At 69.2% G+C, this 20,756-nt stretch carries 18 protein-coding genes and 1 pseudogene; 7 read left to right on the top strand and 12 right to left on the bottom strand.

What is annotated here, in order from left to right:
- The 12 genes and pseudogenes from zapE to FFS27_RS10625 all read right to left on the bottom strand — a co-directional run.
- A partial coding sequence (gene zapE / locus FFS27_RS10680; RefSeq protein WP_137951998.1) for a cell division protein ZapE occupies positions 1 to 645 on the bottom strand: 645 nt, incomplete at its 3' end.
- A 171-nt stretch (positions 646 to 816) separates the two neighbouring features.
- A complete protein-coding gene (locus tag FFS27_RS10675; RefSeq protein ID WP_003089463.1) occupies positions 817 to 1,947 on the bottom strand; it encodes a sigma-54 interaction domain-containing protein in 1,131 nt (376 codons plus the stop codon).
- Positions 1,944 to 3,128, bottom strand: coding sequence for an acyl-CoA dehydrogenase family protein (locus tag FFS27_RS10670; protein WP_015502891.1), 1,185 nt, complete (start codon positions 3,126 to 3,128; stop codon positions 1,944 to 1,946). The genes FFS27_RS10675 and FFS27_RS10670 overlap by 4 nt, the downstream gene beginning before the upstream one ends.
- 29 nt (positions 3,129 to 3,157) lie before the next feature.
- Positions 3,158 to 4,303 carry an FMNH2-dependent alkanesulfonate monooxygenase gene (gene ssuD / locus FFS27_RS10665; protein WP_003089466.1) on the bottom strand — a complete coding sequence of 382 codons (1,146 nt, stop codon included), beginning with the start codon at positions 4,301 to 4,303 and terminating at the stop codon, positions 3,158 to 3,160.
- A gap of 9 nt (positions 4,304 to 4,312) precedes the next feature.
- Positions 4,313 to 4,873, bottom strand: coding sequence for an FMN reductase (gene msuE, locus FFS27_RS10660; protein ID WP_003089470.1), 561 nt, complete (start codon positions 4,871 to 4,873; stop codon positions 4,313 to 4,315).
- A gap of 159 nt (positions 4,874 to 5,032) precedes the next feature.
- Positions 5,033 to 5,299, bottom strand: a complete 267-nt coding sequence (locus FFS27_RS10655; RefSeq protein WP_003089476.1) for a hypothetical protein — start codon at positions 5,297 to 5,299, stop codon at positions 5,033 to 5,035.
- A gap of 235 nt (positions 5,300 to 5,534) precedes the next feature.
- Complete coding sequence (locus tag FFS27_RS10650) at positions 5,535 to 6,620, bottom strand: sigma-54 interaction domain-containing protein (RefSeq protein WP_003089480.1); 1,086 nt, start codon at positions 6,618 to 6,620, stop codon at positions 5,535 to 5,537.
- Positions 6,621 to 6,729: 109 nt separating this feature from the next.
- Positions 6,730 to 7,830 (bottom strand): type VI secretion system protein TssA, encoded by a 1,101-nt coding sequence (tssA, locus tag FFS27_RS10645; protein WP_023099553.1) that lies wholly within the window; start codon positions 7,828 to 7,830, stop codon positions 6,730 to 6,732.
- Positions 7,827 to 11,613, bottom strand: a pseudogene (locus FFS27_RS10640) (type VI secretion system protein). The gene tssA and the pseudogene FFS27_RS10640 overlap by 4 nt, the downstream one beginning before the upstream one ends.
- Positions 11,610 to 12,368, bottom strand: a complete 759-nt coding sequence (locus FFS27_RS10635; protein WP_003131567.1) for a DotU family type IV/VI secretion system protein — start codon at positions 12,366 to 12,368, stop codon at positions 11,610 to 11,612. Before FFS27_RS10635 ends, FFS27_RS10640 begins: the two are co-directional and overlap by 4 nt.
- A 17-nt stretch (positions 12,369 to 12,385) precedes the next feature.
- The gene (gene tssK / locus FFS27_RS10630) at positions 12,386 to 13,717 is read right to left on the bottom strand and encodes a type VI secretion system baseplate subunit TssK (RefSeq protein ID WP_023095587.1); all 1,332 of its coding nucleotides are present in this window, start codon (positions 13,715 to 13,717) and stop codon (positions 12,386 to 12,388) included.
- Between the two features lie 59 nt (positions 13,718 to 13,776).
- A complete protein-coding gene (locus tag FFS27_RS10625) occupies positions 13,777 to 14,253 on the bottom strand; it encodes a hypothetical protein (RefSeq protein WP_009316131.1) in 477 nt (158 codons plus the stop codon).
- Between the two features lie 207 nt (positions 14,254 to 14,460).
- Here FFS27_RS10625 and tssB point away from each other — a divergent pair, with 207 nt between their 5' ends.
- The 7 genes from tssB to FFS27_RS10590 form a co-directional block, all read left to right on the top strand.
- A complete protein-coding gene (gene tssB, locus FFS27_RS10620; protein ID WP_003089493.1) occupies positions 14,461 to 15,006 on the top strand; it encodes a type VI secretion system contractile sheath small subunit in 546 nt (181 codons plus the stop codon).
- A 22-nt stretch (positions 15,007 to 15,028) separates the two neighbouring features.
- The gene (gene tssC, locus FFS27_RS10615) at positions 15,029 to 16,513 is read left to right on the top strand and encodes a type VI secretion system contractile sheath large subunit (RefSeq protein ID WP_003089494.1); all 1,485 of its coding nucleotides are present in this window, start codon (positions 15,029 to 15,031) and stop codon (positions 16,511 to 16,513) included.
- A gap of 73 nt (positions 16,514 to 16,586) precedes the next feature.
- Positions 16,587 to 17,084: an Hcp family type VI secretion system effector gene (locus tag FFS27_RS10610; protein WP_003089495.1), complete on the top strand. Its 498-nt coding sequence runs from the start codon at positions 16,587 to 16,589 to the stop codon at positions 17,082 to 17,084.
- Between the two features lie 12 nt (positions 17,085 to 17,096).
- Positions 17,097 to 17,522: a type VI secretion system baseplate subunit TssE gene (tssE, locus tag FFS27_RS10605; RefSeq protein ID WP_137951997.1), complete on the top strand. Its 426-nt coding sequence runs from the start codon at positions 17,097 to 17,099 to the stop codon at positions 17,520 to 17,522.
- Positions 17,506 to 19,299 (top strand): type VI secretion system baseplate subunit TssF, encoded by a 1,794-nt coding sequence (gene tssF, locus FFS27_RS10600; protein WP_003089497.1) that lies wholly within the window; start codon positions 17,506 to 17,508, stop codon positions 19,297 to 19,299. Before tssE ends, tssF begins: the two co-directional genes overlap by 17 nt.
- Positions 19,263 to 20,279 carry a type VI secretion system baseplate subunit TssG gene (gene tssG, locus FFS27_RS10595; protein WP_015502887.1) on the top strand — a complete coding sequence of 339 codons (1,017 nt, stop codon included), beginning with the start codon at positions 19,263 to 19,265 and terminating at the stop codon, positions 20,277 to 20,279. Before tssF ends, tssG begins: the two co-directional genes overlap by 37 nt.
- 1 nt (position 20,280) lies before the next feature.
- Positions 20,281 to 20,756 (top strand): Clp protease N-terminal domain-containing protein (locus tag FFS27_RS10590; protein WP_272483165.1); only part of this gene is annotated, 476 nt, incomplete at its 3' end.

Raw genomic sequence — 20,756 nt, 5'->3', positions numbered from 1 at the left:
CGCCTGCCCCGCCTCCACCACCCAGTAGCGTTGCTCGGCCCGGCCGGGATGCAGGCGGTGGTCCTGGCCGCCATCCACCGCGACCACCGCCATGTGCCGCTGGATCGCCTCGATCGCCGGGAGGAAGCGTTCGCGGTTGAAGCCGTCGGCGTACAACTGCTCCGGCGGCTGGTTGGAAGTGGCGACCAGCACCACGCCCTCCTCGAACATGATGCGCAGCAGGCTGCCGAGCAGGATGGCGTCGCCGATATCGCTGACGAACAGCTCGTCGAAGCACAGCACCCGCACGTCCCGCGCCAACTCGCGGGCCAGGGCGCGCAACGGGTCGGCTGTACCGGTCAGTTCGAACTGGCGCTGGTGCACCCATTGCATGAAGTGGTGGAAGTGCTGGCGCCGCGCGGGCACGCGCAGGCACTGGTAGAAGTGATCCATCAGCCAGGTCTTGCCGCGTCCTACCGGTCCCCACAGGTAGACGCCCTGGATCGCGCCGTGGCGGTGCGGCTCGTGCAGGGCCTGGAAACAACGCTCCAGCGCCTCGGCGGCGCGCCGCTGCGCCTCGTCGGGAGCGAAACCGCGCTGTTCCACGGCCTGACGATAGGCGGCGAGCGGCGACATGGCCGGCAGATCGGGAGAGGTATCGGGCATCGGGCAGTTCCACCTGGCGCAGAGCGCGGAGCCAGACGCTCCGCAAAGCGCCGAGTCTACTGCGCCCGGCTGGGTTTGGGCGAATGCCGCAGCGCCGGCACGGCGGATAGTCGCGGGAGGTTGGCCGAATAACCGCTTGCGCTTATCCGCCGCGATCCCGAGCGCCTGAACTCAGATCGACAACCGCACCGCCCGCTCGCCATCGATCCGCTGGCCACCGCGCTTGTTCACCACCAGCTCGCCGATGGCGATCAGCCGCGTGCGCGTGACGTTGCGGCTGAGTCCCAGCAGGTTGGCGGTATGCACCTGGTTGCCATGGCAGAAACGGTACGCCGCGCGCAGCAGGGCATCCTCGACCCGCCCATGGAGGTTCTCGCCCTGCTCTTCGAACAGCCGCTGGAAAGCCTGCTGCAACAAGTGCTCGGCGGCGCCGCTCGCCGGGACCCCGCGCGCCAGCTCCTCGCCACGCTCCAGGCGCAGGTTGGACAGGTGCAGGTCATCCGCGCGGATCAGCCCGTCGCGGCAGATCAGCAAGGTATGGTGGATGACGTTCTCCAGCTCGCGGATGTTCCCCGGCCAGGAATAGGCGCGCAACTTCTGCGCCGCCTCCGGGCTCAACTGGCTCTGGCCGTAGCCCAGGCGACGGCTGTACTCGGCGATGAAGTGGCGGGTCAGCGGCAGGATGTCGCCGGGTCGCTCGCGCAACGGCGACAGCTCCAGGCTGACGACATTGAGCCGGTAGTACAGGTCCTCGCGGAAGTGCCCGGCGTTGATCGCCCGCTCCAGTTGCACGTTGGTCGCCGCCAGCACGCGCACGTCGATGGGGATGCTCTTGCGCGAACCCAGGCGCACCACCTCGCGCTCCTGCAACACACGCAGCAGCTTGACCTGGATCGGCATCGGCAGGTCGCCGATCTCGTCGAGGAACAGGGTGCCGCCGTTGGCTTCCTCGAACCAGCCGGCCTTGGCCGCCAGGGCGCCAGTGAAGGCGCCCTTCTCGTGGCCGAACAGCTCGGCTTCCACCAGTGACTCGGAGAAGGCCCCGCAGTTGACCGCCACGAACGGGCCGTTGCGCCGCGCGCTGAGGTTGTGGATATGCCGCGCCACCAGTTCCTTGCCGGTGCCGGTCTCGCCGATCACCAGCACGCTGGCCTCGCTCGGCGCCACCTGGCGCAGGTGTTCGAGCAGGGCCTGGGACTTCGGGTCCTCGAAGACCTGGGCGGTGGCGCGGATCGAGGTCGCCAGGTTCGGCGAACGTGGCAGCGTCAGCAGCCGGTCGGGAGTATGGGTAGAAGCGTTCATGAGTAGAAGGTCGGTTGCGGCGGTGACTGGTTCAGCGCCCAGTCGCCCAGCTCGCGGATCTTGTAGTCCAGCGGGTCGTGCAGGGTCTGGGTGCGCAGGTTGCGCCAGTAGCGGTCCAGGCGCAGGGCGGCGTGAGTGGAGCGGGCGCCGGTGACTTCGAACATGCGGTTGCACAGGTCGAGGCCGTTGCGCGTCGCGGCGACCTTGGCGGCGGCGATGGCCAGGGCCAACTGGCCGCGCTCGCTGGCGTCCAGCGCCGGGCCCTCGGACCAGGCGGCGTCAAGGCGTTGCGCGGCGCGCTCGACCAGCGCCCGGGTGCTTTCCAGGCCGACCCAGAATTCGCCGTAGCGCGCCAGCACATAGGGGTCGGCATTGGCCTCGGCGACCTCGGAGCGGAACCACGGTCGCGCTTCGCGCAGGGTGTACTGGCGAGCCTCCTCGAAGGCGCCTTCGGCGATGCCGAGGAACACCTCGGTGAAGATCAACTGGGCGATCAGCGGCCGCAGGCAGGCGAACGGCGTGCTCAGCGGCCCGGGATCGAGCAGCAACTCGCTCTCCTCCACCCGCACCCGCTCGAAGATCGCGCTGCCGCTGTCGGTCTGCCGCTGGCCCATGTTGTCCCAATCCTGGCCCAGGCTGATACCGCTGCGCGCGGTGGGGATGGCGGCGATCAGCAGCGGCCCGCCCTCGCCGTCCAGCGCCGAGGCGATGAGCATCTCCGAATCGCGGGCGCCGGAGCAGAAGCTCTTCTTCCCGGAGAACTCGCGCCAGCCGTCGAAGCGCCGGGCCACGGTACGGTTGTCCAGCGGGTTCAGCGCGTTGCCCCAGAACCAGCGGTTGCGCGCGGTCAGCTCGAACCATGGCTGCCATTGCTCGGGCCGCGAGAACAGGCGCACGGTGGCCAGCATCAGGTGCTGGAAGCCGTAGACGTGGGCGATCGAGCTGTCGACCCGGGCCAGTTCGCGCACGGTTTGCAGGGTTTCGCTCCAGCTCGCCCCCAGGCCGCCGTATTCGCGCGGAATGATCAGCGACAACAGGCCGCTGCGGCGCAACGCGTCGCGCTCGGCCTTCGGGGTGCCGCCGGCGACGTCGCGCTCGGCGGCGTTCTCGGCGAAATCGGCGGCCAGGCGCCGGGCAATCTGCAACGGCGTTTGCGCCTCGGGGCGGGTCTTCGCATTCACAGGGCGTTTCTCCTCGGGGGCCCGGCTGCTCAAGCGCCGGCGCGAACCGGCAGCACGTCGTTGGCGATCATTTCGCCGAACGGCCCGGTCAGGTTGGTCAGCCCACGGCCGGCCAGGCTGGCGTAGGGTTCGGGCAGCAGCGGGAAGACCAGTTCGGCGAAGCGGTAGGCCTCTTCCAGGTGCGGATAGCCGGAGAAGATGAAGCTGTCGATGCCAAGCTCGGCGTACTCCCCGATCCGCTCCGCCACCTGCCGCGGATCGCCGACCAGCGCGGTGCCGGCGCCGCCGCGCACCAGGCCGACCCCGGCCCAGAGGTTCGGCTGGATCTCCAGGCGATCGCGGCGGCCGCCGTGCAGCGCGGCCATGCGTCGCTGGCCTTCGGAGTCGAAACGGGCGAAGGACTGCTGCGCGGCGGCGATGGTCTCGTCGGAGATGTGCTCGATCAGCCTGTCCGCGGCGCGCCAGGCCTCTTCGGCGGTTTCGCGGACGATCACATGCAGGCGGATGCCGAACTTCACCGTACGCCCATGGCGAGCCGCCCGCTGGCGCACGTCGGCGATCTTCGCCGCCACCGCCGGCAACGGCTCGCCCCAGGTCAGGTAGACGTCCACCTGTTCGCCGGCCAGTTCGTGGGCGGCCTCCGAGGAGCCGCCGAAGTACAGTGGCGGATACGGCCGTTGCAGCGGCGGATAGAGCGCCTTGGCGTTCTCCACGTGGATGTGCTTGCCGTGGAAGTCCACCGCCTCGCCCTGCAGGACGCGCCGCCAGACCCGAAGGAACTCGTCGGTGACCTCATAGCGCTCGGCGTGGCCGAGGTGGATGCCGTCGCCGCGGTTCTCGTCGGGATCGCCGCCGGTGACCACGTTGATCAGCAGGCGCCCGCCGGACAGGCGGTCGAGGGTCGCCGCCATCCGCGCCGAGACGGTCGGCGAAACGATTCCCGGACGGATCGCCACCAGGAAGCGCAGGCGCTCGGTCAGCGGCGCCAGCGCCGAGGCCACCACCCAGGAGTCCTCGCAGGAGCGTCCGGTGGGGATCAGCACGCCGTGGTAGCCGAGGCTATCGGCCGCCTGTGCCACCTGTTTCAGGTAAGGCAGCGAGACCGGCCGCGCGCCCTGGCTGGTGCCGAGGAAGTGGCCATCGCCGTGGGTCGGGAGGAACCAGAACACGTTCATCGGCGCACCTCAGGCGATCTTCAACAGTTCGGAGCGTCCGCCGAACAGCGGCGCGGCGCGCTCGGCGGCGAGGCGGATGCGCGCCTTCAGCGGCTCGCTGACGATCCGGTAGTTGTCGAAGTCGGCCTCGCTGGCGTAGACCCCGATGGGCAGGGTGATCGCCTGGAAGAAGCTGAACAGCGGGCGCAACTGGTGGTCGAGGACCAGCGCGTGGCGCTCGGTGCCGCCAGTGGCGGCGAGCAGCACCGGGGTGTCGATCAAGGCGTTGAGGTCGATCAGGTCGAACAGGTGCTTGAGCAGGCCCGGATAGGAGCCACGGTAGACCGGCGAGGCGACCAGCAGCAGGTCGGCGCTTTCGATCTCGTCGAGCACCGCCTGCAGTTCCGCCGGCGCCTGGTTGCGCGCCAGGGTAGCGCCCAGCGGCGCGGCGATGTCGGTCAGCTCGATGACTCGGCTGTCGATCGGCAGCGACTGGCCAAGCTCGGCGATCAGGGCCTGGGTGAGTACCAGGGTGCGGGACGGGCGATAGGTGCCGCCGGAGACGGCGACGACTTTGAAGGGGCTGGTCATGGGATTTCCCTGTGGACTGTTGCGCTAGGTGCAGTGCCCTGGAGCAAGGGCCGTACCAACGGGGAAATGTGCGTTTTCCGGGCAGTTGCGGCGGGTTTCCGGCCTCGGCCTGTCAGCCACGCAACAGCGCTGCTGTCCGACTGTTGCCCGGGCAACAGTTCAGTTCAGCTTGTAGGCCTGGAGCAGGAATATCTGGAATGCCCGCGCCGAATACTGGTCGCCCGGCGGCAGGACGAACGGCGGCAGGCGCCCCTTGCGGCGCTTGACGTCGGCCCAGCGCTGGCCATTGCGCGAATGGAACTGGCAGAACGGCTGGTCGCCCAGGTAGAACACCCCCGGCCGCGGCTCGCGGATGCGCGGCCAGCGGCGCAGGCAATCCAGCAGCGGGCCGAGGTCGGCGAGTTGTTCCGGCGAACAGTACGGCATGCAGCGATCCTCTTCGCCGGGTCGGGAAACCAAGGTTGCTGTGACTGGAGGACCGGGCGGACTCGGCGCGGCCGGGAAAGCGGCTACCGGGAGCGAGCGACACAGGCGAGCGGAGCGAGGCATGGCGACGTCCCTGGTCCGGCCAACGAGATTCACCGCTCCGTTGTAGAACAGCCGCCGTCCGGGTTCTTGCCGGTTTTGTGGGGGAATTGTGAAAGACTGTAAAGCACCACGCTCACTTGCCCACCAGCGAGACCACGTTGTGTCGTGGCGAGGTTTCCAGCTCGCCGATCTTCTCCAGGCGGGCGCGCACGATGTTGCGGCTGATCCCCAGCAGGCGTCCGGTCTGCAACTGGTTGCCGTGGCAGAAGCGATAGGCGGCGCGGAACACGGTTTCCTCGATGTGCTCGTAGAGATCCTCGCGGTTTTCCTCGAACAGTGCCTGCAGCGCCGCTTCCAGCGCCGAGCCGGCGGCGCTCTCGGGGGCGCGGCGCAAGCCGCTCGGCTCCTGGCGCGCACGCATGTCGATGAGGTGCAGGTCGGCCGGCTGGATCAGGCGGTTGCGGCAGACCAGCAGCGCGTGGTGGATGGCGTTCTCCAGCTCGCGGATATTGCCCGCCCAGGAATGCCCGAGCAGCTTGCGCTCGGCTTCCGGGCTCAGGCTCGCGCTGGTGTAGCCGAGGCGCCGGCAGTGCTCGACGATGAAGTACTCGGCCAGCGGCAGGATATCGCCGCGGCGCTCGCGCAACGGCGGCAGTTGGATGGTCGCCACGTGCAGGCGGTAGAACAGGTCCTCGCGGAAGTGCCCGGCGACCACCGCGTCGGCCAGGTCGACGTTGGTCGCCGCCACCAGCCGCACGTCGATGGGGATCGGCCGGCGCGAACCGAGCCGCACCACCTCGCGCTCCTGCAGCACGCGCAGCAGCTTGACCTGGATGCTCGGCGGCAGGTCGCCGATCTCGTCGAGGAACAAGGTGCCGCCGTTGGCCGCCTCGAACCAGCCGGCCTTGCTCTGCAACGCACCGGTAAAGGCGCCCTTCTCGTGGCCGAACAGCTCGCTCTCCACCAGGCTCTCGGCGAAGGCACCGCAGTTGACCGCGACGAACGGGCCGCCGCTGCGTCCGCTGAGGGCATGGATATGGCGCGCCACCAGCTCCTTACCGGTGCCGGTCTCGCCGATGACCAGCGCGTTGGCCTCGCTGGGCGCCAGGCGCTCGATGCGCTCCAGCAGCTCGCGGGAACGGGGGTCGTTGAACACCAGCACGGTGGCGCGCACCGATTTGGTCAGCTCGCGGGCGTGGGGATGGGTGATGACGGACATGCTGGGTTCCGAGCCGGGGAATGTGCGCCCATCTTGCCCCAGGAACCCATAGATTAAAAAATTCTGAATTCGTATTTATATATTCGAATAAAAAATATAACCCCGCTCCTTAGGGCAGTACGCCAAGCAGCGACCAGACCCGGCGCGCCTCCGAGTCCGCATTGATCAGCTCCGCCAGCAGCTCGCTCAGCGGCTTGTTGCCCCATTCCACCGCGCGCTTGATCAGGTAGGGAACCGGGCTGTGCGGCTCGGTGCGCGCCAGGTAGTCGGCGATCAGCAGCAGTTGCCGATAGGCGTCCTCGCGACTGGTCGGCGCGCCAGCCGGCCCGCTCGGCGCGCTCGCCGGGACGCTTTCCTCGCCGTCCGCGTCGCCTTCGGCGGCGTCCGCCTCCGCGACCGGTGGCTGTTCTTCGGGCAGCGGCGCTTGCGGGTGCATGGCGATGAACTCCTTGAGCAAGGCCAGCCATTGCGCGATGACCTCGCGCAGCGGCTGGCAACTGGGGGCGAGTTCGCCTAGGCAGCGGTCGCACCACTGTTCCAGGCGTTGCAGTTGCTGCTGGCAGGCGAGCAGGCTGGCCTGCTTGCGCTGCCATTGCACCAGGGGCTCCGCGCGCAACGCTTCGTCGAGCTTCTTCTGCTGAAGTTGCGCCGCTTCCAGCGCCGCCTTGGCGCTCTTGCTGTCGCCGCTGGCGACCTGCTGGCGCTGCAACCTCTGCCAGGCATAGAGGGTGATCTCGGCGAAGGCGCCCTGCCCCATCAGCGGCAGGCGCGTGTGCAGCAGCTCGGCATAGCGGCGCAACAGCCAGTCGATGGGCGGCACCCGCCACGACTGATCGCCGTCCTGGGCTTGCGGATGCACCTCCTCGGGGTAGCGCTCGCAGAGTTCCGCCAGCAGCACCAGCGCGCGCTGCAATCCGCCCAGCCCGCCGCGTTGCAGCCAGGCCTCGCCGAGCCAGGCGGCGAGCATCAGGTCCTTGCTGCGCCGCTGCAACAGTTCGCTGGCCAACTGCTCCACCGCGGCCCAGTCGGCGCGCTTGGCTTCCGCCTGCCAGACGCCGGTCGGCAGGCTGCTGTCGTCCTCCCGGCGCAACTCGCGCAGGCGGTCGTAGTCCGGGTCGTAGCGCAGGCTGGGGCCACACGGCTGTCCGGGGTCGATCGGTTCGAGCAGCACTTCCAGGGGCAGGGCGTTGCCGGAAAGAGGCAGGGTCATGGGGTACCTCCGTTGCTGGCGACGGTGGCCGGCAACAGCGTCGCGAACGGCGATTGCGGCGCGCGCACCGGCAGCGGCTGGATGGACAGCGGGGTCTTGCCGCCCAGGCTCATCAACGACAGGCGGAGGAACATCCGAGCCTCGTTTTCCGGGCTGTAGGGCGCATACACCGGCAGTTGCAGGACCAGCGGAAACTCCGTGTAGTCGACGTTCGGCGGGCGCTGCCGGGAGAAGTGCGCGCGCATCATGCGTAGCAGCGCCCAGGAGCCCTGGTAGCTCCAGCCGGCCTCGAGGTCGGCCACCGCCAGGCTGGCCTGGCGCGGGTCGTCTGCCGGACGCTGCGAGCCGTTCTTCGCCCAGCGCAGCATGATCTTCAGCGGATCGCCGACGTTCCAGGTCAGGCCCTTGTCCTGCGCGCCGGGGAACCGGCTTTCCTGGTCGCCCGAGTACAGGCTCCAGGCGATCACCTGGTCGGCGCCGCGTTCCAGGCTGCGGTCGCTGCGCCAGTCGATGTCCAGGGCGACGCCGAGCAGGCCCGACTTGTCGCGCTCGAACAGCGGGCCGAGCCAGCCCTGCGCCTGTTCCAGGCGGCGGACGAAGTCCTCGGCGGCCGGCAGGTCCGGCGAGCGAACCTGGGCCAGCCCTTCGCGCACCTGCGGCAAGCGCGTCTCCATCAGCTTCAGCAGGTGCCGCACCCGCCCCGGCTCGGCATCGGCCGCTTCCAGGCTGTAGGCGAAGGGGAAGCGTCCGGCGAGGTACTGGTTGAAGTAGTCGGCGAGGTCCTTCCAGGCCTGCGCCGCCTGCTGCTGTTGCAACGACTGGCAGCGCCCGAGCGCGCCCTGGCGCAGGTCCACCAGGCGCGTCGCCAGGTCGCTGCGGCTGGACGGCAGGAGCACGCCGTTGAGAATGTCGGCGCAACTGCCGATGTCCATCTGGTTGAAATCGTTACCCACCAGCTTCGCCAGCTGCGCCGCAGTGCTCGCCGGGTTGTCGGCCTTGAATTTCTGCAGTTCGGCGTTGAGCGCGCTGAAGCGCACGAACGCGTTGTAGTCGGCGGTGGCCAGGCTGGACTGCTGCGCCTGCAGCCACTCCAGCGCCGGGGCGTGGCGCTCGGCGACCGCGGCCATGGCATTGAACTGGCTGGTCAGGCTCTGCTTCAGCTCGGCGCTGTCCTGGGCGCGGAACGCCTGCAGGCCGAAATTCGGCGCGCCCGACCAACGGCTGAAATCGACCGGCTCGCGCAGCACCGCCTGCTCGTCGATGTCGCGCAGGGCCTGGCCGATATCGGCCACGGCCAGCGCGTTGAGGCTGGCCAGCAGGCGCGAGCCGGCCTGCATGTCCTGCAACTCCAGCAGCGCCGCCTGCAATGCGCGAGGCATTGCGGCTGGTCAGGCTGCGACTGCGCGGCCCGAGGCTCTGCCACATGGCCTCGGTCGTCGCGCTGGCGGCGGCGTGCAGGACCGAGTAGCGATAGCGCGGGTTGAGCGACGGCAGGGTGCTCTCGTAGTAGCCGCTGAAGTCGTTGAAGAAGCTCAACGCCTGGGTCACGCCGATGTCGTCGATGCTCAGCAGGGAGTGCTCCGCCAGCGTCTTGCCGGCCAGGGCCACGGAGACGAAGTCCTTGGTCTTCAGGTCATCGATGGCGCGTTTCAGGCCGAGCAGGTCATCGGCCAGCTTGAGCGTCGCCCCCTGCTTCACCAGCAGGCCGTCGCCGGCAGCCTCCGGAGGCGCGATCCATTCGCTGCGGAACTGCTGCTGCAACTGCACCGTGAGGTTCTGCAGTTCCTCCACGCGGTCTCCCAGCAGGCTGCTTTGCTGGGCGCTCTTGAGCAGGTTCTGGTAGCCAGGGACGAGATCCTGGCCGACGCCATTGCCCCAGATCAGGTTGATGCGGTTGACCTGCTGCTGCAGGTGGTTGATCAATTCGCCGACCCCCAGCAACTGGGCCGCCGTGGCATCTCGTTCCTGGCCGAGCTGCGTGAGTTCCTGGGTCAGGGCATTGCCGGTGCGTTCCAGGCTGTCGGTGAGGAAGTAGGCGTTCAGCCAGCGGGCCATCAGGTCATGGAAGTTATCCGCCGCCGTGGCGCCGACCCGGCCCAGGTCGAGGGCGGCGAGATCGGCCGGACGCTCGGCGAACAGCGTGCGGTTGTAATAGGCCAGGCGCGCCAGGCTGCCGCCGTTGTAGTTGCTGCCCAGGGCGTCGTTGCTCAGTTGCAGGAGATCGTCGAGCGGCGTCTTGCGGTTGTCGATGGCCTGGGCGAACAGGCGATTGTGGCGCTCCAGGGTGGTGGCGCGGGCGACCAGGTCCTTCGCCGCCAGGTAGTCCTTCCACTGGCTGGGGTCGTCGCCCTCCTTCAGGCCGGGCTGGCCGTCGCTGCGGATCGCCCGCAGGTCGCTCGCCTCGCCTTCCAGCAGGCTGCGCAGCGGGCGTACCAGCAGGCGCTCGGAAACGCGGCGATACGCGCTGTCGATGCGTGCGTCCAGGGAGGAAAACCAGGAACTGGGGAATGCCAGCGAGGTGAAGCGCCAGCGCGGCGCCTGTGCCACCAGTTGCCACCAGGCCTGGACGTTCTGCCGGACCTGGGCGGCGCGCCGGGTGTCGTCGTCGAGCGGCTGGTAGCGCTCGCTGGCGCCATGCAGCAGTTGCGACAGTTCGCCGGCGTCGCGCAGCGCGTCACGCCAGACCCAGGTCATCAGGCCGCCCCAGAGCAGGCACAGGCACAGCGCAGCGAGGCCGATACCGCGTTGCCAGCGCTGGCGCAGCTGGAGGATGCGCGGCACCGCCTGGGCCAGGCCTTCCTCGGCAAGGATCCGCCGTGCCCACAGTTGGCTGGCGAAGCTGCTGCGCCGACGCGGCGCGTCGACCGCCGGCAGGGCTTCGTCGCTTGCCGCCCCCGCCGCCTCGCTGCCGCTCAGGTAGAGACCGCGAAAGCGCGGCGCCTCGCCCCTGGCGTTGCCCTGGAAGACCGGTTCGAGCAGCGCCTGCAACGAACCGCGGAGGCTTTCCAGGCGTGGCGGCAGGCAATACAGGTCGTTGTTCACCTGGCCGCGCAAGGTACCGAGTTCGACGATCGACTCGGTCAGGGTGGCGGTGATTTCCTCCAGCGCCTGCTCGCACCAGCGCGACTGCCAGGCCGCCTCGGCGGCGAACGGCGAGGACCAGCCGAGGGCGCGCTCGCGCGCCTCCTCGGGCAGCGCCGCGAGAAGCTCCTGGAAACCCGGCAGGTCTTCCAGGCCAGTGATCACCACGTAAACCGGCAGGCTCAGGCCAAGGCGCTGGGTCAGTTCCACGTAGCGACGACGGGCGGCGAGGCCGAGGTTGGCCGCCTGCTCGCCATCCTGCAGCCGCGCCAGCGGAATGTTCCAGACCACTCCGTCCAGCGCGCGCCTGCCGCGCAGGCGCAGGAACAGACGCAACAGGCGCAGCCAGGCGCCGCTTTGCCGGCGCAGGCCCTCGTCGGGCAGGAACACCGACTCGGGCACCAGCAGGATCGCCCCCTCGCCGTCCGACCACCAGCGGCCGAACCAGGCCGGACGCGCCACCGGCAGCAGGCGCCAGGTGGCGCACAACTGCTCGCCCTCGGTCTCGTTGCCTAGCATCAGCAGCCACGGCGCTTCGTAGCGGCCCTGCCAGCCCTGCTCGCGCTCCATCTGCCGGACCGCCGCGTAGAAGCTGCGGATCTCCGTACCGCCCCGGGTCCGCCACCACCAGCCCAGCGCCCCCAGCAGCAGCGCCAGCAGCACCAGGAGGAGAACCAGCATGAACAGCGTCGCGCCGCTCATGGCGCCTGCTCCGCATCGGCCAGGTGGGTCACCGCCGCCATTTCATGCTGGATGTCGCGCCAGAACAGGTGCCCGATGCCGCTCATCAGCAGCACCAGGCCGAGCACCGCCAGGCCCAGGCGGAAACCGTCCGGCAGCGCCGCGCGCACCGGCAGGCGCCGTGGCGGCGCGGCGGCGGGCTGTTCCAGGCGGCGGCCGAGGTCGGCGGCGTCCGCCTCGCGCTGCCAGGCGAAGGCGAACAGCGCCTGCCGCCACTTCTCGTGCAGCGCCTCGCCGCGCGGCCCGCGCAGGCGACCGCGGAAGCCGAGGATCAGGCATTGCAGGTAGACGTTGGCCAGGTCGCGACTGGCCGGGGCGCGTTCGTCGAGCAGGCGCTTGATCGCCAGCGGCAGGTATTCGCCCGCCTGGCGACTGCCGTAGAGATGCGACTCCAGCGGTTTTTCCTGCCAGGCGCCCTGTCCCGGCCAGGCGCTGAAGACCAGGGTCTCGTCGACCAGGGCGACGAAGGCATAGACCATCGCCTTGACCTGCACGCCCGCCGCGTCGCCGACGCTGGCGAAGGCGCTGCGCCACAGACGCCGGGTGATGCGGGTGGACAGTTCGAGGGCGCGCTCGACCATCCGTGGCACATCCTGGGCGTCGCGGTCGAGGGCGCCCCAGGCCTCCAGCCATTCCTGCCAGGCCTGGCGGAATGCCGTGCTGAGCGGCTGCTCCTGGTACGCCTGGGAAAAAGGCCCTGCACTCCCTTCGGGCATTGGCGGCTCCTTCCTGTCTAGGTGTTGTCGCTGCCGTCGGCGACGAACAGCACGATCTGCCAGGGACTGCTGGCGACCCCGCTGACCGGCGCGACGATGCGCAGCGGCTGGCCGGCATCGAACCAGTCGCCGGCGCCCTGCACGACGAACAAACGGGTGTCGTCGCCGACGCTGTAGGCCACCTGTTCCTGGCGATTCATCGGCTGCCGCGCCAGCCCGCTCATGCGTTGCCGGGCGAGCAACGGCAGGTGCGGGTCGGAGGCGACGATGGCGCGCTCCAGCCAGTCAGCCGCCGCTTGTTCGCCGGCGCCGGCGGGCATCCGCAGGCCGACCACCAGGCGCTGGCGCGGCGCCGGATCGGGCAGGCGCACGGAAAACACCTGTTCCTCCTGCTCGAACGGCAGGCAGCGGTAGCCCGCGCGGATCGACTCGATGGCGCGCTCCAGCCAGTCCAGCAGCGGCTCGTAGCCACGCCGCAGGTCGAGGAAGTCGAGCGCTTCGAAGGCCGGCACGCCGGCCAGCGGATCGAGCGCCGCCCAGGCCCCGGCCAGGCCCAGCAGGCTGCCGTGCAGGGCCAGCGGCGAGGCCGCGCGGCTTGCCAGCAGGCCTTCCACCTCCGGCAGGCGGGTCCAGAGCGCGGCGAGCTGGCGACGGACTTCCACGGCGTCGTCCTGGTTACCCGCCTGCTGCGCCAGGCGCAGGCGCCCGCCGAGGAACAGCGCCTTCTCCCGGGCCCACGCGCAGAGCGACTGCACGCGCCTGCCCAGGGGCGACTCCGGCAGCACCAATGGCGTCGGCGGGACGTAGGGCAGGCTGACATAGGCGCCGCCCTCCTTCGCCACGCGCAGCAACGGCAGGCACACGGAGTCGGCCTTGCCGTCGTCGCCGACCAGCCGCAGCGACGCTCGCCAGACGGTGATCGGCTCGGGGTGCTCGCCGCTGGCCAGGTCCGGCAGCGGCGCGCCGACCCGCGATTGCAGACGGCCCTTCAGCGGCAGCAACTGACCCGCCCGCCACAGCGGACTGACCGCCAGGTGGACGTTCAGCAGCGGCCCTTCGGCGGCCGCCAGCGCAGTCTCCAGGTCGAACTCCAGCGGTGCGTCGACACCAGCCTGCACGCTCACCGGCAGGCCGTCGGGCAGGATCGCTTCGAGGTGCAGGACCCGCACCTGGCCGGCGCATAACGCCGAGGGGTCCAGTTCCAGGGCGGTCACGCCCCAGAACCAAGGGTTGCAGGCCTGTCCGGTGCGCGCCGCCAGCGCCTCGGCACGCAATCCCTGCAACTGGAAATGCTGGGGAAGCAGTTGCATCCCTTCGTGCCAGCACACCGCGTCAGGCAGAACACTCATACGACTCCCCTTCGACGTCCTACGTTGTCGTGCACGACGGTCGCTCGCCTGCCCCTTCGCTAACGCGTGGCGGGATCGTTGACCAGTCGCATTTCCCGGGTATCCAGACGCAGCCAGACACGCTGCTGCTGGTCGAGGCGCAAGCGGTGCGCGCCGGGTGTGTTATAGCCGGCGAAGACCAAAAGTCCAGTTGCGCGGTCGCCGCGCAAGGGGAAGGACTCCGACTCGATGAACTGCCCTGGGACCAGCTCCAGGCTCCATACCGCGAACTGCTGCCGGTAGTCGCGGCGGTACTGCTCACGATTGGCGAACCACTGGCTGGCTGGCAGTCCGGCCAGTTCCTTGAACAGCTCCGCATCCTTCACCGCGACGAAGTCCACGGCGATCGGCGAGTCGTCGTTGGCGCGCGCGGCGACATCCAGGGTCAGCCGCTGCAACTCGACCCGCGGCGCGAAGAAATACGAGCAGCCGGCCAGCGCCAGGATCGCCAGCCCCAGGGAGAATTTCCGACATATGGTGAAACATCCGTGCTTCATGGGAGTCCAACGAAAATTTTATTTTGCAAATCCATAGACCTGTTCTAGCGTCTTTTGTAGTTCGTCGCCAGTGACGGACCAGAGGGATCGCCAAGGACAGGTTCTGCGCCGTTTTCCCTGTCATGCCTGTGATCCAGCAAGGGACTGCGATGATCAGGGCATCCCCCGATGCATTGCGCCCCCACCATTGCATCGGAGTCAGCCGCCATGGCCGAGAGTACGCAGCACAAGCTGGACCGGGTGCGCCCGCCGCGCGTGCAGATCACCTACGACGTCGAGATCGGCAACGCCATCGAGAAGAAGGAACTGCCCCTGGTGGTCGGCATCCTCGCCGACCTCTCCGGCAAGCCGGATACCCCGCCGGCGAAGCTGGTCGAACGGCGTTTCGTCGACATCGACCGCGACAACTTCAACGAGATCCTCTCCTCCATCTCTCCCCGCGCCACCCTGCAGGTCGACAACACCATCAGCGGCGACGACAGCAAGCTGAACGTCGAGTTGCGCTTCAACCACATCGAGGACTTCGACCCGGTCAACCTGGTGAAGCAGGTGGTCCCGTTGCGTCGCCTGTTCGAAGCGCGCCAGCGCCTGCGCGACCTGCTGACCAAGCTCGACGGCAACGACGACCTCGACCAGCTGCTGCAGGACGTGGTGGCCAACACCGAAGGCCTGCAGGAAATCAAAGCGGCCCGCCCGGAAGCCGAAGCGGCCCCGGCCGGTGACAGCGAACCCCCGGCCGACCAGCCGGCCTGACCCTCTTCCCGGAGAAGCCGCCATGCCCAAGTCATCCGCCGCCGAACAATCCGGCGAGAGTTCGACCCAGACCCTGTCCCTGCTCGACGAGATCATTGCCAAGGGCCGCATGGCCCACGACGACAGCCAGCAGGACTACGCCCGCGACATGCTCGCGGAATTCGCCACCCAGGTCCTCGACGAGGGCATGGCCGTCGACAAGGACACCGTGGCGATGATCAACGACCGCATCAGCCAGATCGATGCGCTGATCAGCGACCAGCTCAACCAGATCATCCACCACCCCGAGTTGCAGAAGCTGGAAGCCTCCTGGCGTGGCCTGCACCAACTGGTGAGCAACACCGAGACCAGCGCGCGGCTCAAGCTGCGCCTGCTGAACGTCGGCAAGAACGAACTGCAGAACGATCTGGAGAAGGCGGTCGAGTTCGACCAGAGCGCACTGTTCAAGAAGATCTACGAAGAGGAGTACGGCACCTTCGGCGGACACCCCTTCAGCCTGCTGATCGGTGACTTCACCTTCGGCCGCCATCCGCAGGACATCGGCCTGCTGGAGAAGCTGTCGAACGTCGCCGCGGCTGCCCACGCGCCGTTCATCGCCGCCGCCAGCCCACGCCTGTTCGACATGAACAGCTTCACCGAACTGGCCGTGCCGCGCGACCTGACCAAGATCTTCGAGAGCCTGGAGCTGATCAAGTGGCGCGCCTTCCGCGAGAGCGAGGATTCGCGCTACGTGTCCCTGGTGCTGCCGAACTTCCTCCTGCGCCTGCCCTACGGCCCGGAGACGCGACCGGTGGAAGGCATGAACTATGTCGAGGACGTCAACGGCACCGACCACTCCAAGTACCTCTGGGGCAACGCCGCCTGGGTCCTGGCGCAGCGCATCACCGAGGCCTTCGCCAAGTACGGCTGGTGCGCGGCGATCCGCGGCGCGGAAGGCGGCGGCGCGGTCGAGGGCCTGCCGGCGCACACGTTCCGCACCAGCTCCGGCGACCTGTCGCTGAAGTGCCCGACCGAGGTGGCGATCACCGACCGCCGCGAGAAGGAACTCAACGATCTCGGCTTCATTTCCCTGTGCCACAAGAAGAACAGCGACGTGGCGGTGTTCTTCGGCGGCCAGACCACCAACAAGGCCAGGCTCTACAACACCAACGAGGCCAACGCCAACGCGCGCCTGTCGGCGATGCTGCCGTACGTGCTGGCGGCATCGCGCTTCGCCCACTACCTGAAGGTGATCATGCGCGACAAGGTCGGCAGCTTCATGACCCGCGACAACGTGCAGACCTACCTGAACAACTGGATCGCCGACTACGTGCTGATCAACGACAACGCACCGCAGGAAATCAAGGCGCAGTACCCGCTGCGCGAGGCGCGGGTGGATGTCAGCGAGGTGGCCGGCAAACCGGGGGCCTACCGCGCCACGGTGTTCCTCCGGCCGCACTTCCAGCTCGAGGAACTCAGCGCGTCGATCCGCCTGGTCGCCAACCTGCCGCCGCCGGTAGCGGCGTGAGTCCGCCCCCGCCGGCAGCGCCGGCGGGGCGCCCTTCCCGTTCCAGACAGCCCCTCTCCAGGAGTCAGATGCGATGGATGCGATCATTCTCGATTTCGGCAGCGACATCAAAGGCGACAGCCTGCTCGTCGGCTACGAAAACAAGATCGAAATCATGTCCTACAGCCACAACGTGGCGATGCAGGTCACCAACGACGTCAGCAACTCGGAGCGCACCTCCGGCAAACCCCACGTCGGCGAATTCACCCTCACCAAGTTCATCGACACCTCGACCCCGACCCTCAACGAATACTGCTGCGCCGGCAAGCCGATCGCCGAGGCGACCATCACCATCGGCCGCAACGCCGCCGAGGGCAACGGGCAGATCATGCCCTTCATCGTCTACACCCTGAACAACGTGGTGCTCTCCAACGTCAGCGTCAGCGGCGGCGCCGGCGGCAAGCCGGTGGAGACCCTGTCGCTGAACTTCACCAAGATCAAGTGGGAGCTGACCGCGCAGAAGGACGACGGCACCAAGGAAGGCACGGCCGCCTCGACCTGGGACCTGGCCGCCAACCAGCTGGTCAAGTGACCGGGCGCCGACATGTCCGGAGCCCTGCCGCCGCTGTTCGAGCGCCTCAGCGCCGAGGCCGACGAACGTCCCGCGTTCGACGACCGGGCGCTGGCCGAGTCGGTCCGCGGCGAGCTGCTGCGCCTGCTCAACACACGGCGCCCGGCGCATGCGCGCAGCGGCCTCCTCGCCTACGGGCTCGCCGACTGGACCGCCGTGCAACGCCTGCGCGCCGAGGACCGGCGCCAGCTGGCACGCGAGGTGCGGGCGGCGGTCGAGCATTTCGAGCCGCGCCTGCAACTGGCCGAGGTCGAGGTCGAACCTGACCCGGGCAATCCGCAGCGCCTGCGTATCCAGCTCGGTGGCCGCCTGCGCAGCGGGTCGCGCCTGATGCCTGCGCTATTCGTCATCGAACAGGGCAACGATGGCCTCGAGGTGCGCCATGAGCGATTCGATTGATGCCGACCTGCTCGACTACTACCAGCGCGAGCTGACCTGGCTGCGGCATGCCGGCGGCGCCTTCGCCGAGCGCTATCCGAAGGTCGCCCGGCGCCTGCAACTGGCCCCCGGCGAATGCCCCGACCCGCACGTCGAGCGTCTGCTGGAAGGCTTCTCGCTGCTCACCGCGCGCCTGCAACGGCGCCTCGACGACGACTACGCAGAGTTCAGCGACGCCCTCCTCGAACAGCTCTACCCCCTGGCGCTGCGCCCGCTGCCGTCCTGCGCGATCGTCCAGTTCGAACCGGACCCGACCCAGGGCAACCTCGCCGAGGGCTACCGGCTGCCGCGCGACACCGCGCTGTTCGTCACCACCCGTGGCGGCGACAGCGTGCATTTCCGCAGCAGCGCCGAGGCGACTTTGTGGCCGCTGGCGATCGACGAGGCGACCCTGCTCGGCGGCGAGGAGGCGCAAGCCCTGACCGGAGTCGGCGCCGCCCGCTCGGCGTTGCGCCTGAGCCTGCGCTGCCTGGGCGAGTACCGCTGGGACGAACTGTCGATCGAGCGCCTGCGCATCCACCTGGCGGCTTCGCCGATGGGCTGCGCGATCCTCTACGACCTGCTCGCCGCGCATGCCGTGCAGGTCATGGCGGGGGCGCCCGGCACGCCGCCGGCGGCGCTCCGCGGACTGCCGGAGATCGTCGGCTTCGCCGCCGACGAGGCGCTGCTGCCGGAGGAAGACGGCGGACATCCGGGCCTGCGCCTGCTCGCCGAGTACTTCGCCTTCCCCGACAAGTTCCACTTCTTCGACCTGCCGCTGTCCGGCGCGCTCGCCGACGGACAGACGCTCTACCTGTACCTGGTCTTCGATCGCGCACCGACGGCACGCCTGCATTTGCAGGCGGAAGACTTCCAGCTCGGCTGCGCACCGGCGATCAACCTCTTTCCGCGGACCTCGGAGCCGCTGCGCCCGGACGGCACCCGCAGCGAGTACCGCCTGGTCGCCGACAGTCACCGCGAGAACAGCGTGGAAATCCATAGCATCCGCGCCGTGCGCTCGGTTGCCGGGAGCACCGTGCAGCCAGTCCCGGCCTACTATGGCTGCCGCCACGACAGCCACCTCGGCACGCTCTACTGGCACGCCCGGCGCATCGCCGGGCTGACCCCGAACCGGCTGGGCAGCGACCTGCTGCTGAGCCTGGTGGATACCGGCTTCGACCCGTTGCGCGAGGCCCCGGCCTTCAGCCTGACCGCCGAGCTGCTATGCACCAATCGCTATCTGGCCGAGCGCCTGGGTGCCGGCACCGCGCTGGGCTTCGAACGGCCCGGGCCGGTCGCCGCCGCACGCCTGCGCAACGCGCCCAGCGCGCAGAGCCAGCCGCGCCTGGACGGCCAGTCGCGCTGGAGACTGGTCTCGCAGCTGACCCTCAACCACCTCTCGCTGGTGGAAGGCCCGCGCGCCCTCGAAGCCCTGCGGGAAATCCTCGCCCTGCACAACCTGCGCGACGACGCCAGCGCCCGCCGGCAGATAGAAGGGCTGAGGCAACTCGACTGCCAGCGGGTGGTGGCGCACGTCGGCGAGGATGCCTGGCGCGGCTGGCGCAATGGCCTGGAAATCCGCCTGCGACTCGATCCGCAACACTTCGTCGGCGCCAGCGGCGTGCTGTTCTCCGCCGTGCTGGCGCAGTTCTTCTCGCTGTATGCCACCGCCAACCGCTTCGTGCGCACGGTCCTGGTGGAAGCCGACAAGGAGGTGAAGACATGGCAACCCCAGGCCGGCTCGCCGCTCTCCCTCTGAGTCAGCGGCTGCGCCGCACGCCGCAGCGCTTCGAACTGTTGCAGGCGCTGCTGCTGCTCGAACGCGAGCGTCCCCAGGCGTTGCCGCTGGGCACCGGCAACGCGCCGCGGGCGGAGGCCCTGCGCCTGCGCGGGCCGCTGCTGCCGCTGTTCGCCTCGAGCGAGGTGGAAAGCCTGCTCGACGACCCGCAGCAACCGGTGCTGTCCACCCCGGTGTTCGGCCTCGGCGGCCCCGACGGCCCGTTGCCCTATGCCTACCAGGAATGGCTGCAACAGCGTGCCCGGCAGAAGGACCATGCCCCCGCCGAGTTCCTCGACCTGTTCCAGCACCGCCTGCTCAGCCTGCTCTACCGGGTACTGCGCAAGCATCGCGTGGCGCTCGGTTTCGCGGTGCCGGCGGCGACCCCGGTGCAGGCGCAGCTACGCGCCCTCAGCGGCCTGTTGCCGAAGGCCCTGCAAGAGCGCCTGGCGCTGCCGGACAGCGCGGTGCTGGCACGCACCGCGCTGTTCGCCGGCGGGCGTCGCTCCCTGGCCGGCTTCGCCAGCCTGGTGCGCCAGCACTTCGGCGTGGAGGCACGGCTGGATGCCTACCAGGGCGCCTGGAAGGAAATCCCCGCGGCCAGCCGCAGCCGGCTGCAACGCGGCGGACGCAACCTGCGCCTGGGTCGCGACGCCATAGCCGGCACGCGCACCTGGGACGAGCACGCCGGCATCGCCCTCAGTCTCGGTCCGCTGGATGCCCGCGAAGCCGCCCGCTTCTTCCCCGACGGCGACGCCCATGGCCAGTTGGCCAGCCTCGCCGCGCTGTACTTCGGCCCCGACCTGGATTGTCGCCTGAGCCTGCTGGTGAGCGGCGGCGCGCCGCTGCGCCTGGAGCGCGGTGCACCGCCCAGGCTGAGCTGGAACACCGGCCTGCGGCGCGTCGAAGACGGCCAGCGGCAGCGCATCGATCTCGACCTGCGGCAGCCGGAGGTAGCCTGAAATGGAACTCGCCGCCCTGATCGGTCGCCTCAACCCGGACTGTCGCCGCGCCTTGGAGGGCGCCGCGCAACGCTGCCTGCAACGCACCCATCATTACGTAGAGATCGAGCACCTGCTGCTGGAGCTGCTGGACATCGACGGCGGCGACTTCGCCTGCCTGCTGCCGCGCTTCGGCCTGGAGCGCGACGCCCTGGTCGCCGAGATCAACCTGTCGCTGGAGCTGTTCAAGGCCGGCAATACCCGCACTCCGGCGCTGTCCGCGCACACCATCGGCCTGCTCGAGGACGCCGTGGTCCACGCCAGCGTGCTCGGCCAGGCGCAGATCCGTTCCGGCCTGCTGCTGCTCGCCCTGCTCGACCGCGAGGAGCGCCGCGCCCTGCTGCTGAACAGCGCGTCGTCGCTACTGCGGATTCCCCACGAGGCCTTGCAGGCCAACCTGCTGGAGTGGATCCAGACCTCCCGCGAACAGCCGCCCGC

It is taken from the genome of Pseudomonas sp. 2VD (assembly GCF_005503585.1).
Taxonomy (GTDB): domain Bacteria; phylum Pseudomonadota; class Gammaproteobacteria; order Pseudomonadales; family Pseudomonadaceae; genus Pseudomonas; species Pseudomonas aeruginosa.
This window is presented reverse-complemented; position numbering and strand designations above follow the sequence as displayed.

What these genes read in the sequence shown, in the direction of transcription:
- FFS27_RS10675 (WP_003089463.1), bottom strand. Translation starts at nt 1,947, where the DNA reads ATGAACGCTTCTACCCATACTCCCGACCGGCTGCTGACGCTGCCACGT.
- ssuD (WP_003089466.1), bottom strand. Translation starts at nt 4,303, where the DNA reads ATGAACGTGTTCTGGTTCCTCCCGACCCACGGCGATGGCCACTTCCTC.
- msuE (WP_003089470.1), bottom strand. Translation starts at nt 4,873, where the DNA reads ATGACCAGCCCCTTCAAAGTCGTCGCCGTCTCCGGCGGCACCTATCGC.
- FFS27_RS10655 (WP_003089476.1), bottom strand. Translation starts at nt 5,299, where the DNA reads ATGCCGTACTGTTCGCCGGAACAACTCGCCGACCTCGGCCCGCTGCTG.
- FFS27_RS10650 (WP_003089480.1), bottom strand. Translation starts at nt 6,620, where the DNA reads ATGTCCGTCATCACCCATCCCCACGCCCGCGAGCTGACCAAATCGGTG.
- tssA (WP_023099553.1), bottom strand. Translation starts at nt 7,830, where the DNA reads ATGACCCTGCCTCTTTCCGGCAACGCCCTGCCCCTGGAAGTGCTGCTC.
- FFS27_RS10635 (WP_003131567.1), bottom strand. Translation starts at nt 12,368, where the DNA reads ATGCCCGAAGGGAGTGCAGGGCCTTTTTCCCAGGCGTACCAGGAGCAG.
- tssK (WP_023095587.1), bottom strand. Translation starts at nt 13,717, where the DNA reads ATGAGTGTTCTGCCTGACGCGGTGTGCTGGCACGAAGGGATGCAACTG.
- FFS27_RS10625 (WP_009316131.1), bottom strand. Translation starts at nt 14,253, where the DNA reads ATGAAGCACGGATGTTTCACCATATGTCGGAAATTCTCCCTGGGGCTG.
- tssB (WP_003089493.1), top strand. Translation starts at nt 14,461, where the DNA reads ATGGCCGAGAGTACGCAGCACAAGCTGGACCGGGTGCGCCCGCCGCGC.
- tssC (WP_003089494.1), top strand. Translation starts at nt 15,029, where the DNA reads ATGCCCAAGTCATCCGCCGCCGAACAATCCGGCGAGAGTTCGACCCAG.
- FFS27_RS10610 (WP_003089495.1), top strand. Translation starts at nt 16,587, where the DNA reads ATGGATGCGATCATTCTCGATTTCGGCAGCGACATCAAAGGCGACAGC.
- tssE (WP_137951997.1), top strand. Translation starts at nt 17,097, where the DNA reads ATGTCCGGAGCCCTGCCGCCGCTGTTCGAGCGCCTCAGCGCCGAGGCC.
- tssF (WP_003089497.1), top strand. Translation starts at nt 17,506, where the DNA reads ATGAGCGATTCGATTGATGCCGACCTGCTCGACTACTACCAGCGCGAG.
- tssG (WP_015502887.1), top strand. Translation starts at nt 19,263, where the DNA reads ATGGCAACCCCAGGCCGGCTCGCCGCTCTCCCTCTGAGTCAGCGGCTG.